Genomic DNA, 14,791 nt, shown 5'->3' with positions numbered 1-14,791 from the left:
GCCAACTAAAAACCAAATAAAACCAAATAAAAACCACCGAGGGAGAAGTCTATGCGTGTTTCACGACTATTGCCTGTAGCCTGGGCTGTCATGCTGTGTTTGCCAGTATTGGCGGCATCAGCCGCAGAATCCGCCGCCAAGCCGGATGCAGAAAAAAAGAAATGGGATGTCAATCATCCCCCAGGCGAAAGCAGGACAGTCAATATTGACACACGCAGTGGCACCTGGATGAGTGTGGATGTCAGCCCTGACGGCAAGCAACTGGTTTTTGATCTGCTGGGTGATTTGTACACGCTGCCGATTGCAGGCGGTGAAGCCAGGGCCTTGACGCATTCCATGGCGTGGGAAATGCAGGCGCGATTTTCACCCGACGGCAAACAGATTGCCTATATGTCTGACGCTGGTGGCGGTGACAATGTGTGGGTCATGAATGTCGATGGCAGCAATGCGCATGCTGTCAGCAAGGAAGATTTCCGCCTTTTGAATAACCCGGTGTGGCACCCGAACGGACAATATATTGCAGCCCGCAAGCACTATACCGGCACACGTTCACTGGGGTCTGGTGAAATCTGGCTTTACCATCAAAGCGGCGGTACGGGCGTGCAGTTGAATGAAAAGCCAAACTGGCAAAAAGACCTGGGTGAGCCAGCTTTTTCACCAGATGGCCGCTATGTCTATTATTCGCAAGATACGACGGCTGGCACGTCCTTTGAATACAATAAAAATTCCAACGCACAGATTTACCAGATTTTCCGTCGCGACATGCAGGATGGTAAAGTCAAGGCTGTGGTCAGTGGCCCCGGTGGCGCAGTAAGGCCTGTTCCGTCACCGGATGGCAAATATCTGGCGTTTGTACGCCGCGTGCGGAATCAGTCCACCTTGTTCCTGAAAAACTTGCAGACCGGCGAAGAAGCTGCCGCCTGGCCGGAGCTGGAACGCGACATGCAGGAATCCTGGGCCATACAGGGTGTTTATCCAGCTTTCGCCTGGATGCCTGGCAGCAAGGAAATCGTGGTCTGGGCCAAAGGCAAGATATGGCGTCTTGACCCGTTCTCGCACAAGGCAGCAGAGATTCCCTTCCATGTGAAAGACACACGCGAAGTCCGTGATGCCCTGCGTTTTCCGCATGAGGTGGCCCCCGATCAGTTTGATGTGCATCAGTTACGTTGGGTGAATGTGGCGCCACAGGGTGACAAGGTCGTGTATTCGGCGCTGGGGCATATCTATATCAAAGACTTGCCAAATGGAGCACCTCGCCGCCTGACCGCGCAAAACACCCATTTTGAATTCTTCCCCAGCTTTTCACGCGATGGCAAAGCTGTGGTTTTCAGTAGCTGGAATGATGAGAAACTGGGCTCGGTCAGGGTAGTGGACCTTGCCAGTGGCAGGGAATCGGTGGTTACCAAGGCGCCGGGCAAATACATGCAAGCGCGTTTTTCACCGGATGGCAGGCAAGTTACTTACGTCAAGGCCAAGGGTGGTTTTCTGACCACGCCCTGGTATGGAATGGACACCGGGGTCTATCTGGCCAGTGTTGACGGCAAATCCGAACCACGTTTCTTGTCGGAAGATGGCAGTGCACCGCAGTTTGGCAAAGATGCTGATGCCGTATACGTAACACGCACGCAATTTTCAGGAGAGGTTGACTGGACTACTTCGCTGGTACGCCTGCCACTGGATGGCAAGCCTGAACAACCGGTCGCAAAAAGTGAATTTGCTGGTGAATTTGCGATTTCTCCGGATGGCGAATGGCTGGCATTTGGTGAACGTTATCATGCCTATGTCACACCACTGCCGCTGGCTGGCAAGGCTGTCACCATAGGTCAGAAAATGGATGCCCTGCCAGTAAAACAGCTGGATGTGAATGCCGGACAATATCTGCACTGGTCGGGTGACAGCAAGCGTATTCATTTTTCTTTGGGCGATGAATTATTCAGCCGTGATTTGAAAGACGCCTTTGCATTTGTACCCGGCGCACCGGCCGAATTGCCCAAACCAGTGGAGCAGGGCGTCAAGATAGGTTTCCGTCAACAGGCCGACAAGCCTGCTGGCCTGACTGTGATTTCCGGCGCCCGGATAGTCACCATGAAAGGCGATGAAGTCATTGAAGATGGTCGCATTGTCGTCAGGGATAACCGCATAATCAGCATAGGCAAGGCCAGCGACATCGCCATACCGGATGGTGCCAGACAGATAGATGCAAAAGGCAAGACCATATTGCCGGGCCTGGTTGACGTGCATTGGCATGGTGGTATGGGGGAAGGTGGCATTATTCCGCAGCAAAGCTGGGTCAATTATGCGTCACTGGCGTTTGGGGTAACGACCATCCACGATCCTTCCAACGATACCGGCGAAATCTTTACCCAGAGTGAGTTGCAAAAGGCCGGGCAGGTACTGGGACCACGCATTTACTCAACTGGCACCATACTGTACGGTGCCAAGGGCAACTTCGCTGCCATCGTGAATAATCTGGACGATGCCTTGACACACCTGAAACGCCTGAAGGCAGCCGGGGCAATTTCGGTCAAGAGCTATAACCAGCCACGACGTGAGCAGCGTCAGCAAATTCTGGAAGCCGCACGGCAGACGCAAATGATGGTGGTGCCAGAAGGCGGTTCATTATTCCAGACCAATATGACCATGGTAGTCGACGGCCATACCGGTGTTGAACATGCTTTGCCCGTCGAAAAAGTGTATGACGATGTCCGGCAATTGTGGTCGCAAACCCAGGTCGGTTATACACCTACGCTGGGGGTTGCCTATGGTGGCCTGGATGGCGAACATTACTGGTATGCACACACGGATGTATGGAAACATCCTTTGCTGACCAGATATGTTCCCAAATCGGTACTGGAGCCGCGCAGTGTCAGGCGTGAAACTGCACCGGAAGAAGATTTCAATGTCTTCAAGGTCGCAGAAACGGCTACGTCATTGCAGCGTGCCGGTGTCCCGGTCAATCTGGGGGCGCATGGTCAGCGTGAAGGTCTGGCTGCCCATTGGGAACTATGGACTTTGGTACGGGGTGGCATGACGCCTATGGAAGCCATCCGCAGCGGTACCATCAATGGCGCGCGCTATCTGGGGCTGGACAAGGACGTAGGCTCGCTGGAAGCTGGCAAACTGGCGGACCTGATGATCGTTGATGGAGATGTACTGAAAGACATACGCGTGTCAGACCGGGTTAGCCATGTGATGCTGAATGGCCGCCTGTATGAATCAGCAACCATGAATGAAGTCGGCAAGACACCTAAAACCCGCAAGCCTTTCTTCTTTGAAGGCAGCAATGGCAGCAATATGCCGGTAGAAGCCGAGGAACATTCGCACGGGCATTGATTTATTTTATCGTATGGCAATATGTGCCGTTCTCCTGACAAGGGGGCGGCATTTTTTATACTGCTTATGTTTGATTTGGTCAGATCAATACAGTTTTCACGCATGTGCTAGGGCAGTTGTATCCTAAGTTGAGGTTGGCTTGTGTCACAATAGAGGCATGACGCACATTGTCAGTGCATTTTATTTAATAAAAATGCAAACAATGCCGCTTTGATTTTATGTCCAACCATCTGGAGTTTTATCATGTTTCAGCACGTCGAAGCCTACCCTGGCGATCCTATCCTGTCACTGAACGAGGCGTTTGGCAAAGACCCTCGTCCGAACAAGATCAATTTGTCCATCGGTATTTATTTTGATGATGCTGGCAAGATCCCCATGCTGCCTTCCGTTCGCGCAGCAGAACACAAGGTGGTGGCCGATGCCGGTGCCCGTCCTTATTTGCCTATGGAAGGTGCTGCCAATTTCCGTACTGCGGTCCAGCATTTGCTGTTTGGTGCTGACAATGCGGCAGTCAAGGCTGGCCGTGTGGTGACCATACAGTCTGTCGGTTCCAGTGGTGGCCTGAAGGTTGGCGGTGATTTCATCAAGCGCTATTTTCCTGAAAGCACCATGCTGGTCAGTGACCCTACCTGGGATAATCACCGCGCCGTATTTGAAGGTTGTGGTCTGACGGTCAAAACCTATCCTTACTACGACGCAGCGACCGGTGGTCTGCGTTTTGATGCCATGCTGGAAGCGCTGAAGGGCGCAGAGAAAAAAAGTATTGTTTTGCTGCACGCCTGCTGCCATAACCCGACCGGTGTCGATTTGACGAAGGCGCAATGGCAACAACTGGTGCCTGTGTTGAAAGAGCGTGAACTGATTGCCTTCCTGGATCTGGCCTATCAGGGCTATGGCGATGGTATCGAAGAAGATGCGTATGCCGTGCGCCTGCTGGCAGACGAAGGTTTGAGCTTCTTCGTCGCCAATTCTTTCTCCAAGAGCATGAGCCTGTATGGCGAGCGTTGTGGTGCCCTGAGTGTGGTGTGCCCGGATGCTGCGCAAGCCGTGAATGTATTGGGCCAGATGAAGGCAACGATACGCCGCAATTATTCCAACCCGCCTTTGCACGGTGGCCAACTGGTGGCACGTGTTCTGACTGATCCTGAACTGCGCCCCATGTGGGAAGCTGAAGTGGTTGCCATGCGTGATCGCATCCAGCTCATGCGTCGCAAATTGCATGATGTACTGAGCGCCAAATTGCCAGGCCGTGATTTCAGCTACTTCCTGACCCAACACGGCATGTTCAGCTACACCGGTCTGACGGCAGAGCAGTGTGATCGCCTGAAAGAAGAATTTGGCGTCTATCTGGTGCGTTCTGGCCGTATGTGTGTCGCCGGCCTGAACACTGGTAATGTCGAAGCAACGGCAAGTGCTATTGCTGCGGTGCTGGGCTAAACACTGCCAAGCATTATTAAGTATTGATAAGTATTTACTGGCCCTCTTTTTCTTTGTGGGAATGAGGGCCATGTCTGAATAATATGCGACTGTATTTCATCCTCCCTCTGCTTGCCTGCCTGAGTTTTTCTGCCCGTGCAGACACTGTCTACAAAACCTATGTCAATCAGCGCTATGGGTTTGCGATTGATTATCCTGATTATTTACAGCCACAGGGTGAAGCTGCCAATGGTGATGGACAGGTGTTTTTATCACCCAAACGGGATGCAGAACTGAGAGTGTATGCGCGCGCCTGCATAGAAGAGTGGGACACCACGCCGGCAGAATTTCTTGCAAAAGCGGAGAGAAACAAAGCCAAAGATGGCAGGCAGATTACTTATCATGCCAAGGGTAAACATTTTGCCGTGGTATCTGGCATTAAAGATGGTAACAACGGTGACAAAAACGGCGGCAATAAAATTGGCAACAACGGTCAGCAGATTTTTTACGAGAAATTAATCACTGATGGAAAATGGTGCAGCCTGTTTCAGTGGACCTATGCCAGCAGCAATCGTGAAAAATATGATGAAGCCACTAAACGTATTGCGGCTTCTTTCACGCCCTGACATAAAACCACCTGGCAGTATAAGTATATTGGTTGAAATTGCATTTCATGATGTTAAGATGAAGTTTTTGACACCATGAAATGTGGAGAGCCATGAAGCGGACTGCAAGTATCCTGTTATTGACGCGATTATGGCTGCTGGGCATGTGCATGATGCTGGCCGCCTGCGCCACGCAACTGGCACCAGCCTATGACAAGGCCGTAGTGGATGGATTGGCGGCAGTCAATACCGATGCCATGATCCTGTTTGCCAGTGTATCAAATGGTACGGACAAAAGCAGTTTTGCCAGTCGTGCCGATAAATACAATTCCCTCATAGGACGGCTGGATGCACTGAGTCTGCAAGCCGGTGCCCGCCCCATGCCAAAAAACAAGGTCACCGATGCCATCAATCGCGCACTCGACAAGCGCGGCAGTACGGGCATAGTGGATGACGACAGTACCCCGCCCAGTGCCTATGCAATCAGGAAAGTGTCGGACACCCTGGCAAAAATGCGCGATACCGATCGCCAGCAAGGTGTGACTGCCTATGAGGCACTGGCATTCAAGGGCCAGGCCGTGATCTATCTGGATCAGGCCATCACCTACGAAAATTTCTTGCAGCGCTAATTTGCAGCAATAACTTGTAGCGCTAATTTGTAGCATATGTAGCAATAAGCAGAAGGAAAAGCACCATGTCACTTGATCTTGATCAACTCGTCGCCGATATGCAGGCTGCGGCCACAGGCGTTTTGCAAACCGACGTGACGACCTTGCGTGGTTTCACCCAGCAGCAATTACAGGCCATCGCGCAACAGGCGGGGCTGGTCAGCACCGGTATATTAACCAAGCAAATTACTCCGGAAACTCAGCAATTCTTTCTTGATGGGCTGGAAGACATGGCCCTGAGTTTTGCCAAAACCTTGCGTGGTTTGCTCATGGTGACCGTCGAAAAGGTGTGGAATGCGGTTGTTGGCGTGCTGTGGGGAGCTATTTCCAAGGCGACAAATCTGGTGTTGCCAGCGCCTGTGATGAGACAATAGGTCTTGCGGGAACAAGTTCTTAAGTGCTGAGCCCGCCAGATTCAGCCTACATTAATCCCCAGCTCCATGATCAGCTCGGCAGCCTGCCGGTGGGAAATGGTCGCGCCCTTGAAGAGCCTGGCATTGACCAGCTTGAGTCCACTGATATCTGCCTCGCGCAAATCGGCACCCTCAAAGCGTGCAGCCACCAGAACGGCGTCACGCAAGCTTCCGCCTTCGAAAATGGCATCGCGAAAGTCGCTGCCTGACAGGTCAGCGTCTGAGAAATCCAGTCCTGCCAGTTTCGCTTTTCGAAAAGACATTTTCTGTAAATCGGCACCTATCAGCAAGCAGTCTTCAAACGACAGGCCAAGGTGACTGACTTCTTCAAAGATGGCACCCGTTAGCTTGCAACTCTGGTAGTGCACCGAACCCAGTTTGGCGCGTCGCCACTTGCTATTATTCAGATCGCAGCTCGTAAATTTGGCATCGACAAGATTGGCTGATTCAAAGTCAGCATGTCCGGCACGGCAGCGCTGCCATACCGTGTTGGCCAGATTGGCGGCGTACAGCGAAGCATCTGTCAGTCTGCAGTTGTGGAAATACGCGGCTTCCAGATTTAATCTGGACAGATCAAGACCTTCGAAATCACAGTCATCAAACCTGAGTAAATCACCAGCCGCCGATGTCAATTGCTCCATACGTGTACGGTTCAGGGTTTCGCCAGAAATGGCAATGGTTTGTTGAGTCATGAGATGATTACATTAACAAATTGATAGACTATCAGGCGACGAGTGCTGCGCTGATATTACTGGGCCCAACGTTCAACCACTGTGTACAGGCCTGTCGCAAACGTTCCACACTGCCACTCGCGCAGGCGGTAAAAGCGGTTGGTACCGCAGTCTTCCTATCCAGCCCGCGCTGTATCAACAGACGTTGCAATTGCAGGGCGACTGCATGGCCAGTATCCACCAGTTGCACCGGCCTGCTGCCAGCAAGGTGTTGTGCGACAAACTCACGTATGAGGTGAGTGACAAGGGGGTAGTGGGTGCAGCCCAGCACCAGGGTATCGGCATTGGCATCCAGCAAGGGTGTCAGGTACCGTTGCAGCAGAATACGTATCTGTTCTGAATCGATGTCTGCTTTTTCGATCTGGTCGACCAGGCCAATGCATGCTTGCGGCATGAAATTCACCCCGGTTTCTGTACTCAACTGCACGCTCAGGCGCTGGTATTTATCGCTGTGCAGGGTGGAACGTGTCGCCAGCACGCCGACGGTTTGGGTCTGGCTGAGCAGGGCTGCAGGTTTCAGCCCCGGTTCCATGCCGATGATAATCAGTTCAGGATAGCGTAGACGCAAATGGGCGATAGCCGCAGCTGTTGCCGTATTGCAGGCGATGACCAGTGCCTTGATCTGCTGGCTGAGCAAGAATTCTGTCACTGCGATACTGCGTTCGAGTATCAAGGCTGCCGGTTTGTCGCCGTAAGGCGCAAAACCGGAATCGGCCACATACAACAGGGATTCATTGGGCAATGTCTGTTGTATGTGCCGTAAAACCGACAGACCACCAATTCCGGAATCAAACACACCTACAGGTGCAGATGTATCGTGTGTCATGCAGGAATGGTCATGTCAGTTATGTGCTTGCTCAGGCGCTGACCGGAATAATACCGATCTTGGCCTGCCATTCTTTCGGGCCGGTATTGTGGACGGATGTACCTGTGGAATCGACCGCAACCGTGACTGGCATATCAACGACATCGAATTCGTAAATGGCTTCCATGCCCAGATCGGCAAAGCCAACGACAGAGGCTGATTTGATCGCCTTTGATACCAGGTAGGCTGCGCCACCGACTGCCATCAGGTAGGCAGACTGGTGTTTGCGTATGGATTCAATGGCCACCGGGCCGCGTTCTGCCTTGCCTATCATGGAAATCAAACCGGTTTTTTCCAGCATCATGTCGGTGAATTTATCCATGCGGGTAGCCGTCGTTGGACCAGCCGGGCCAACAGCTTCATCACGCACAGGATCGACCGGGCCGACATAGTAAATCACACGGTTGGTGAAATCGACAGGCAGTTGTTCACCTTTTGCCAGCATGTCCTGGATGCGCTTGTGGGCGGCATCGCGGCCGGTCAGCATTTTGCCGTTCAACAACAGGGTCTGGCCTGGTTTCCAGGAAGCGACTTCTTCCTTGGTTAATGTGTTCAGATCTACGCGTTTGGATTTTTCTGTATCAGGTGCCCAGCTTACATCTGGCCAGTCAGACAGTTTTGGTGGTTCTATGTAGCTGGGGCCAGAACCGTCGAGTACGAAGTGCGCATGACGCGTCGCGGCGCAGTTAGGAATCATGGCAACAGGCTTGGATGCCGCATGGGTAGGGTACATATTGATCTTGACGTCCAGTACTGTCGTCAAACCACCCAGGCCTTGCGCGCCTATGCCCAGTGCATTGATCTTGTCGCACAACTCTATGCGCAATTCTTCAGTCTTGTTTTGTGGGCCGCGTTGCTTGAGCTCATACATGTCGATGTCATCCATCAGGGATTCTTTCGCCATCAGCATGGCTTTCTCGGCGGTACCGCCTATGCCTATGCCCAACATGCCGGGAGGACACCAGCCTGCGCCCATGGTCGGTACGGTTTTCATGACCCAGTCAATCAGGGAATCAGATGGGTTCAGCATGACGAACTTGGTTTTATTCTCGGAACCACCACCTTTGGCCGCGACTTTGACATCTACCGTATCGCCAGGCACCAGTTCCATGTGGACGACGGCAGGTGTGTTGTCCTTGGTGTTTTTACGTTCGAAGTGCGGGTCAGCGACGATGGAGGCGCGCAGTTTATTGTCCGGGTCGTTATAACCGCGACGCACGCCTTCATTCACGGCGTCAATGATGGAGCCACTGAAACCTTCGAAACGTACGCTCATGCCGATTTTCAGGAACACGTTGACGATGCCGGTGTCCTGGCAGATAGGGCGACGGCCTTCGGCGCACATGCGCGAGTTGGTCAGGATTTGTGCAATCGCATCTTTGGCGGCGGGGCTTTGCTCTGCCTCATAGGCGCGCGCCAGATGGGCGATGTAGTCGGCTGGATGATAATAGCTGATGTACTGCAGCGCAGCGGCTACGGATTCGATCAGATCGTCTTGCTTGATGACTGTCATGATGATGGCTCTTGGCTAGGTGAAGAAAAACGGGTTATAGCTGATTACTTGTTGGTTTCAGTTGCTGGCTTGCATTAGTGCTTGTCGCCTGCTTGCGCGGTTTTGGTCATGATCTGGTCGCAATGTGCAATCGCCAGGGCTGACAGCAAAAACACCACGTGTATGCCGGTTTGTGCCAGCACGACTTGCGGATCGTAATTACCGGCGTTGATGAAGGTTTTCAGCAAATGAATGGATGAGATGCCGATGATCGCCATCGCCAGTTTGACCTTCAGCACGGATGCGTTCACGTGTGACAGCCATTCAGGCTGGTCAGGATGACCATCCAGACCCAGGCGCGATACAAAGGTTTCGTAGCCACCAATAATGACCATGATCAGCAGGTTGGAAATCATGACGACGTCGATCAGACCCAGTACCACCAGCATGATGGTGGTTTCAGTCAGCTTGGTCGGTTTGACGTTGCCGCTGGCAACCGCATCGACGATATGTTTCAGGGCAGCTTCATTGCCCATGGCTGCACCGATCAGATCAACCAGCTCAACCCAGAAATGAAATACGTACACGCACTGTGCGAGTATCAGACCCAGATAAAGAGGAACTTGCAACCAGCGGCTGAAAAAAATCAGGCCGGCAAGTGGGGAGAGTTTTACAGTGGATTCTGGTTTTGACATGTTTGCAATCTGCTTGATGGGCGACAGTGGAAGGCGTGATTTACGGCAAAGCGATATTTTACATGGCCCGGCAAGGCTCGTGTGGCATAGCTGAAATGTTCAGGTGTGTAGTGGTGATTGAATGGTATCTTTGTGGTATCATTTTTTTGTAAAAGCAACCGTAAGGCTTGAGTAAGTCTCCAAGTTTAAGGTTTGCCTGTGTAAAAAACTACTTTGTGCATGGCAAGCGTGCTGACGCCTATACTGAATGCAGGATGGGTTGTAAGGTTGCCGAAGTGTGTGAAATGACTTATCGGTCGATAAGCATTTTATGCTGGCTCAACAGTCGTGATGATTTCAATCAAACTATAACAAGTTGGAGATACAAATGTCTGACCTCAATGCTGCTCAACACGAAGTCAAAGCCGAATCCCGCATTTTCTACCCGCCTGCTGCTTTTGCTGCCAATGCGGCTATCTCAGGCATGGATGCTTACAACGCACTATGTCAGGAAGCCGAACAGGACTATGAAGGCTTCTGGGCTCGCCTGGCACGTGAAAACCTGCACTGGCACAAGCCTTTCCAAACCACGCTCGACGAATCCAATGCGCCGCTGTACAAATGGTTTGAAGATGGCTTGCTGAATGTTTCCTATAATTGCCTCGATGTGAATCTGCAAAATGGCAATGCTGACAAGGTTGCATTGATATTTGAAGCGGATGGCGGCGATGTCACCAGAGTCACCTATCAGGAATTGCACCAAAAAGTCTGTCAGTTTGCCAACGGCCTGAAATCATTGGGCATCGTCAAGGGTGACCGCGTCGTCATCTATATGCCAATGTCGGTAGAGGGCGTCGTTGCCATGCAGGCCTGTGCGCGCATAGGTGCAACGCATTCGGTGGTATTTGGTGGTTTTTCTGCCAAATCGCTGCAAGAACGTATTGTTGACGTGGGCGCGGTGGCGGTCATCACTGCCGATGAGCAGGTGCGCGGTGGTAAACACCTGCCACTCAAGGCCATCGTGGATGAAGCACTGGCACTCGGCGATTGTGAAAAAGTAAAGAGTGTTGTTGTGTACAAGCGTACCGGTGGCAATGTTAATGTCAGCGCCGGACGTGATTTGTGGATGCATGAACTGGTTGCCACCCAGTCAGCAGTCTGCGAACCTGAATGGGTCAGTGCCGAACATCCCTTGTTTATCCTGTATACGTCAGGTTCTACCGGCAAACCAAAAGGCGTGCAGCATTCGTCCGGCGGTTATCTGCTGTGGGCGATTCTGACCATGAAATGGACTTTCGACATCAAGCCGGAAGATGTGTTCTGGTGTACTGCTGATATAGGTTGGGTCACAGGCCATACCTATATCACCTATGGCCCACTGGCCGCCGGTGCAACTGAAATCGTGTTTGAGGGCGTACCTACTTTCCCGAATGCAGGACGTTTCTGGAGCATGATAGAAAAACACAAGGCGACTATTTTCTACACTGCGCCAACAGCTATCCGTTCCCTGATAAAAGCCGCAGATGGCGACGCAAATATCCATCCGGACAAATTCAATCTGTCGTCGCTGCGCCTGTTGGGATCCGTCGGTGAACCCATCAATCCTGAAGCCTGGATGTGGTATTACAACAATATCGGCCGTGGCAATTGCCCCATTGTTGATACCTTCTGGCAGACGGAAACCGGTGGTCACATGATGACACCATTGCCAGGTGCGACGCCGCTGGTGCCTGGTTCATGCACCTTGCCTTTGCCAGGTATTACGGCTGCGATTGTGGATGAAACAGGCCATGATTTGCCAAACGGGCAGGGCGGTATTCTGGTCGTGAAACGTCCATGGCCATCCATGATACGCACCATCTGGGGTGATCCTGAGCGTTTTAAGAAAAGCTATTTCCCCGAGGAGTTTGGCGGCAAGGTCTACCTGGCGGGCGACGGTGCGATACGCAACAAGGATACTGGCTACTTCACCATTACCGGCCGTATTGATGATGTGCTCAATGTTTCCGGGCACCGCATGGGTACCATGGAAATTGAATCGGCACTGGTTGCCAATCCATTGGTTGCTGAAGCCGCAGTGGTCGGCAAGCCGGATGAAACCACCGGCGAAGCCATTTGCGCCTTCGTCGTGCTGAAACGTTCACGTCCCACCGGCGACGAAGCGAAACAGATCGCAACAGAATTGCGCAACTGGGTAGCGAAAGAAATTGGACCAATTGCCAAGCCCAAAGAAATCCGTTTTGGTGATAATCTGCCAAAAACGCGTTCAGGCAAAATCATGCGCCGTCTGTTGCGCGTGCTGGCCAAGGGCGAGGAAATCACCCAGGATATCTCGACGCTGGAAAATCCGGCTATTCTGGAGCAGTTGAAGCAGGCGCAGTAATTAAGATTCAGTAATTATTTTAAAATTGCGCTGAACAAGATGAAGCATCAAAATATAATGACAGAATACTGACAGCAATCGCATAGACGAAGCATTGGTATAAATACCGGTAATATTAAAAAGGCACTGCATATCCAAAGATATGGCAGTGCCATTTTTTATTCAGCGATACTGTATCGCTGAATGAGTGACCACCAGTGACCAGTGATCAGTGAATTTAACGATTGGTGCGTGACATGAATACCAGGCGTTCAAACAGATGTACATCCTGTTCATTCTTCAGCAGGGCACCGTGCAGGGGCGGGACGATGGCCTTGTTGTCTTTGCTGCGCATGGCTTCCAGTGGGATATCTTCCGCCAGCAGGAGCTTCAGCCAGTCGATGAATTCGGAGGTGGATGGTTTTTTCTTCAGGCCTGCAACGTCGCGGATTTCATAAAAAGTCTGCAGGGCTTGTGCCAGCAAATCCGATTTCAGTTTCGGGAAATGCACATCGACGATTTTCTGCATGGTTTCCTTGTCAGGAAACTTGATGTAATGGAAGAAGCAGCGACGCAGGAAGGCATCCGGTAATTCTTTTTCATTATTCGACGTGATGATAACCAGCGGACGATGCCTGGCCCTGACCATTTCACGGGTTTCGTAGACATAGAATTCCATGCGGTCCAGTTCGCGCAGCAAGTCATTCGGGAATTCGATATCGGCCTTGTCAATTTCATCAATCAGCAATACCACTGGCTCATCCGCAGTAAATGCCTGCCACAACACGCCTTTGATGATGTAATTGTGGATGTCCTTGACTCTTTCATCGCCCAGTTGCGAATCACGCAGGCGCGATACCGCATCATATTCGTACAGGCCTTGCTGCGCCTTGGTCGTGGATTTGATATGCCACTGCATCAGTGGCATGTTGAGGGCTGCGGCAACTTCTTCGGCCAGCATGGTTTTGCCGGTTCCAGGTTCGCCCTTGATCAATAGTGGACGTTGCAGACTCAGGGCTGCATTCACAGCCAGCTTCAGGTCATCGGTGGCGACATAATTATCAGCACCGTCAAAGCGTAAATTGTTAGGGACTTGCGTCATGGTTTGTACCCGGAATATATAAGTAGGACTGCCAATTAGAGTTGCCAATTAGGACTGCCGCAAAATTACACATGTAGTCAGATATGAACAACATGCACAACATGTATTGCGTCGATGAAACTGTCGAAAGAGTATAAGCCAGAATTTGTGCTCTTGTGAACGCCTGTTCTTTTTTTGCGAAAGCAATCGCAATGAAAATAGTGAATGAGCAGTCAATGAGTGTAAAAAATTACCTATGGAATTGCACAAATGCAGCATTTTCATCTTTCTATAGACGATAGGGGGCAGGTTTCTTGCGCAAATCCGGTCGTAATCAGCTAAAATGCTGAGTTATATCAAAACACTGTATTTATTGATCTGCCAGCTAAATTAATAATCGCTACTATGAAAAAATTGTTTGCACTCCTCGCCATGGCGAGTCTCGCTCAAGCTGCTGCGGCAGCAGATCCGGTTGGCAATGCTAAAGACGCTGCCGACAAAAAAGTCGCGATGTGTATAGGCTGCCACGCCATTCCTGGCTACAAGGCTACCTTCCCGGAAGTGTATCAAGTGCCCATGATTGGTGGTCAATCCGCTAAATACATTGAAAATGCGTTGAAGGCCTACCAAAAGGGTGATCGCAAGCATCCAACCATGCGTGGTATCGCTGGCAGCCTGTCCGAGCAGGATATCGCTGATCTGGCAGCTTACTATTCCCAACAAAAATAAAAACAGGAGCGAACCATGAAGAAATCTATTGTGTTGGCAACGCTGTTGTCTACGGTGTCTTTCGCTGCTCTGGCAGGCGGTAATATTGAAGCCGGCAAGGCAGCTGTTAAAAAATTCGACTGTGCTTCCTGCCACGGCGATAATTTCAGTAACCCTAAAGACCCATCCTATCCAAAACTGGCTGGACAGCATGTCGATTACCTGGCGCAAGCCTTGAAATCCTATAAGCGTGGCGGTGATGTGGCGAGTGCCAATGGTCGTACCAATGCGACTATGGGCCCTAAGGCAAAAGAACTGTCGAATGATGACATTCAAAACATTGCAGCCTATCTGCATAGCCTGCCTGGCGAATTGGTATTGAAAAAATAAGCAATTCACACTTATAAAAAAACCACGACTTGTCGTGGTTTTTTTATATCTTC

At 51.3% G+C, this 14,791-nt stretch carries 13 protein-coding genes; 8 read left to right on the top strand and 5 right to left on the bottom strand.

From position 1 onward, the window contains the following. Window positions 1-51 precede the first annotated feature (51 nt). The 5 genes from H8L32_RS00515 to H8L32_RS00495 all read left to right on the top strand — a co-directional run bounded on the left by H8L32_RS00515 (window position 52) and on the right by H8L32_RS00495 (window position 6,396). The gene (locus H8L32_RS00515; RefSeq protein ID WP_186945218.1) at window positions 52-3,333 is read left to right on the top strand and encodes an amidohydrolase family protein; all 3,282 of its coding nucleotides are present in this window, start codon (window positions 52-54) and stop codon (window positions 3,331-3,333) included. A 243-nt stretch (window positions 3,334-3,576) separates the two neighbouring features. Further along, the gene (locus H8L32_RS00510; protein WP_186945217.1) at window positions 3,577-4,770 is read left to right on the top strand and encodes an amino acid aminotransferase; all 1,194 of its coding nucleotides are present in this window, start codon (window positions 3,577-3,579) and stop codon (window positions 4,768-4,770) included. An 83-nt stretch (window positions 4,771-4,853) separates the two neighbouring features. Next, complete coding sequence (locus H8L32_RS00505; RefSeq protein WP_186945216.1) at window positions 4,854-5,375, top strand: hypothetical protein; 522 nt, start codon at window positions 4,854-4,856, stop codon at window positions 5,373-5,375. A gap of 92 nt (window positions 5,376-5,467) precedes the next feature. Further along, window positions 5,468-5,983 (top strand): hypothetical protein, encoded by a 516-nt coding sequence (locus H8L32_RS00500; RefSeq protein ID WP_186945215.1) that lies wholly within the window; start codon window positions 5,468-5,470, stop codon window positions 5,981-5,983. Window positions 5,984-6,048: 65 nt separating this feature from the next. Beyond that, entirely contained in the window at window positions 6,049-6,396 is a 348-nt protein-coding gene (locus H8L32_RS00495) for a hypothetical protein (protein WP_186945214.1), read from the top strand. 41 nt (window positions 6,397-6,437) lie between these two features. Here the strand turns inward: H8L32_RS00495 and H8L32_RS00490 are convergent, their stop codons facing one another. The 4 genes from H8L32_RS00490 to H8L32_RS00475 form a co-directional block, all read right to left on the bottom strand. Next, entirely contained in the window at window positions 6,438-7,127 is a 690-nt protein-coding gene (locus H8L32_RS00490; protein ID WP_230412004.1) for a pentapeptide repeat-containing protein, read from the bottom strand. 31 nt (window positions 7,128-7,158) lie between these two features. Next, window positions 7,159-7,992 (bottom strand): glutamate racemase, encoded by an 834-nt coding sequence (murI, locus tag H8L32_RS00485; protein WP_186945213.1) that lies wholly within the window; start codon window positions 7,990-7,992, stop codon window positions 7,159-7,161. A gap of 31 nt (window positions 7,993-8,023) precedes the next feature. Then, window positions 8,024-9,544, bottom strand: coding sequence for a fumarate hydratase (locus tag H8L32_RS00480; protein ID WP_186945212.1), 1,521 nt, complete (start codon window positions 9,542-9,544; stop codon window positions 8,024-8,026). A gap of 74 nt (window positions 9,545-9,618) precedes the next feature. Continuing rightward, window positions 9,619-10,218, bottom strand: a complete 600-nt coding sequence (locus H8L32_RS00475) for a YqhA family protein (RefSeq protein ID WP_186945211.1) — start codon at window positions 10,216-10,218, stop codon at window positions 9,619-9,621. Between the two features lie 367 nt (window positions 10,219-10,585). On the opposite strand from H8L32_RS00475, the gene acs reads away from it, so the two are divergent. Then, window positions 10,586-12,580 carry an acetate--CoA ligase gene (acs, locus tag H8L32_RS00470; protein WP_186945210.1) on the top strand — a complete coding sequence of 665 codons (1,995 nt, stop codon included), beginning with the start codon at window positions 10,586-10,588 and terminating at the stop codon, window positions 12,578-12,580. 217 nt (window positions 12,581-12,797) lie between these two features. Here acs and H8L32_RS00465 read toward each other — a convergent pair whose 3' ends face one another. Beyond that, entirely contained in the window at window positions 12,798-13,661 is an 864-nt protein-coding gene (locus H8L32_RS00465) for an AAA family ATPase (RefSeq protein WP_186945209.1), read from the bottom strand. Between the two features lie 384 nt (window positions 13,662-14,045). On the opposite strand from H8L32_RS00465, the gene H8L32_RS00460 reads away from it, so the two are divergent. Both H8L32_RS00460 and H8L32_RS00455 read left to right on the top strand, forming a co-directional pair. Further along, a complete protein-coding gene (locus H8L32_RS00460; protein WP_186945208.1) occupies window positions 14,046-14,369 on the top strand; it encodes a c-type cytochrome in 324 nt (107 codons plus the stop codon). Window positions 14,370-14,384: 15 nt separating this feature from the next. Next, window positions 14,385-14,738, top strand: coding sequence for a c-type cytochrome (locus H8L32_RS00455; protein WP_186945207.1), 354 nt, complete (start codon window positions 14,385-14,387; stop codon window positions 14,736-14,738). Window positions 14,739-14,791: the final 53 nt, after the last annotated feature.

It is taken from the genome of Undibacterium hunanense, from assembly GCF_014284335.1.
GTDB classification, from domain to species: domain Bacteria; phylum Pseudomonadota; class Gammaproteobacteria; order Burkholderiales; family Burkholderiaceae_D; genus Undibacterium; species Undibacterium hunanense.
This window is presented reverse-complemented; position numbering and strand designations above follow the sequence as displayed.

What these genes read in the sequence shown, in the direction of transcription:
- H8L32_RS00515 (WP_186945218.1), top strand. Translation starts at nt 52, where the DNA reads ATGCGTGTTTCACGACTATTGCCTGTAGCCTGGGCTGTCATGCTGTGT.
- H8L32_RS00510 (WP_186945217.1), top strand. Translation starts at nt 3,577, where the DNA reads ATGTTTCAGCACGTCGAAGCCTACCCTGGCGATCCTATCCTGTCACTG.
- H8L32_RS00505 (WP_186945216.1), top strand. Translation starts at nt 4,854, where the DNA reads ATGCGACTGTATTTCATCCTCCCTCTGCTTGCCTGCCTGAGTTTTTCT.
- H8L32_RS00500 (WP_186945215.1), top strand. Translation starts at nt 5,468, where the DNA reads ATGAAGCGGACTGCAAGTATCCTGTTATTGACGCGATTATGGCTGCTG.
- H8L32_RS00495 (WP_186945214.1), top strand. Translation starts at nt 6,049, where the DNA reads ATGTCACTTGATCTTGATCAACTCGTCGCCGATATGCAGGCTGCGGCC.
- H8L32_RS00490 (WP_230412004.1), bottom strand. Translation starts at nt 7,127, where the DNA reads ATGACTCAACAAACCATTGCCATTTCTGGCGAAACCCTGAACCGTACA.
- murI (WP_186945213.1), bottom strand. Translation starts at nt 7,992, where the DNA reads ATGACACACGATACATCTGCACCTGTAGGTGTGTTTGATTCCGGAATT.
- H8L32_RS00480 (WP_186945212.1), bottom strand. Translation starts at nt 9,544, where the DNA reads ATGACAGTCATCAAGCAAGACGATCTGATCGAATCCGTAGCCGCTGCG.
- H8L32_RS00475 (WP_186945211.1), bottom strand. Translation starts at nt 10,218, where the DNA reads ATGTCAAAACCAGAATCCACTGTAAAACTCTCCCCACTTGCCGGCCTG.
- acs (WP_186945210.1), top strand. Translation starts at nt 10,586, where the DNA reads ATGTCTGACCTCAATGCTGCTCAACACGAAGTCAAAGCCGAATCCCGC.
- H8L32_RS00465 (WP_186945209.1), bottom strand. Translation starts at nt 13,661, where the DNA reads ATGACGCAAGTCCCTAACAATTTACGCTTTGACGGTGCTGATAATTAT.
- H8L32_RS00460 (WP_186945208.1), top strand. Translation starts at nt 14,046, where the DNA reads ATGAAAAAATTGTTTGCACTCCTCGCCATGGCGAGTCTCGCTCAAGCT.
- H8L32_RS00455 (WP_186945207.1), top strand. Translation starts at nt 14,385, where the DNA reads ATGAAGAAATCTATTGTGTTGGCAACGCTGTTGTCTACGGTGTCTTTC.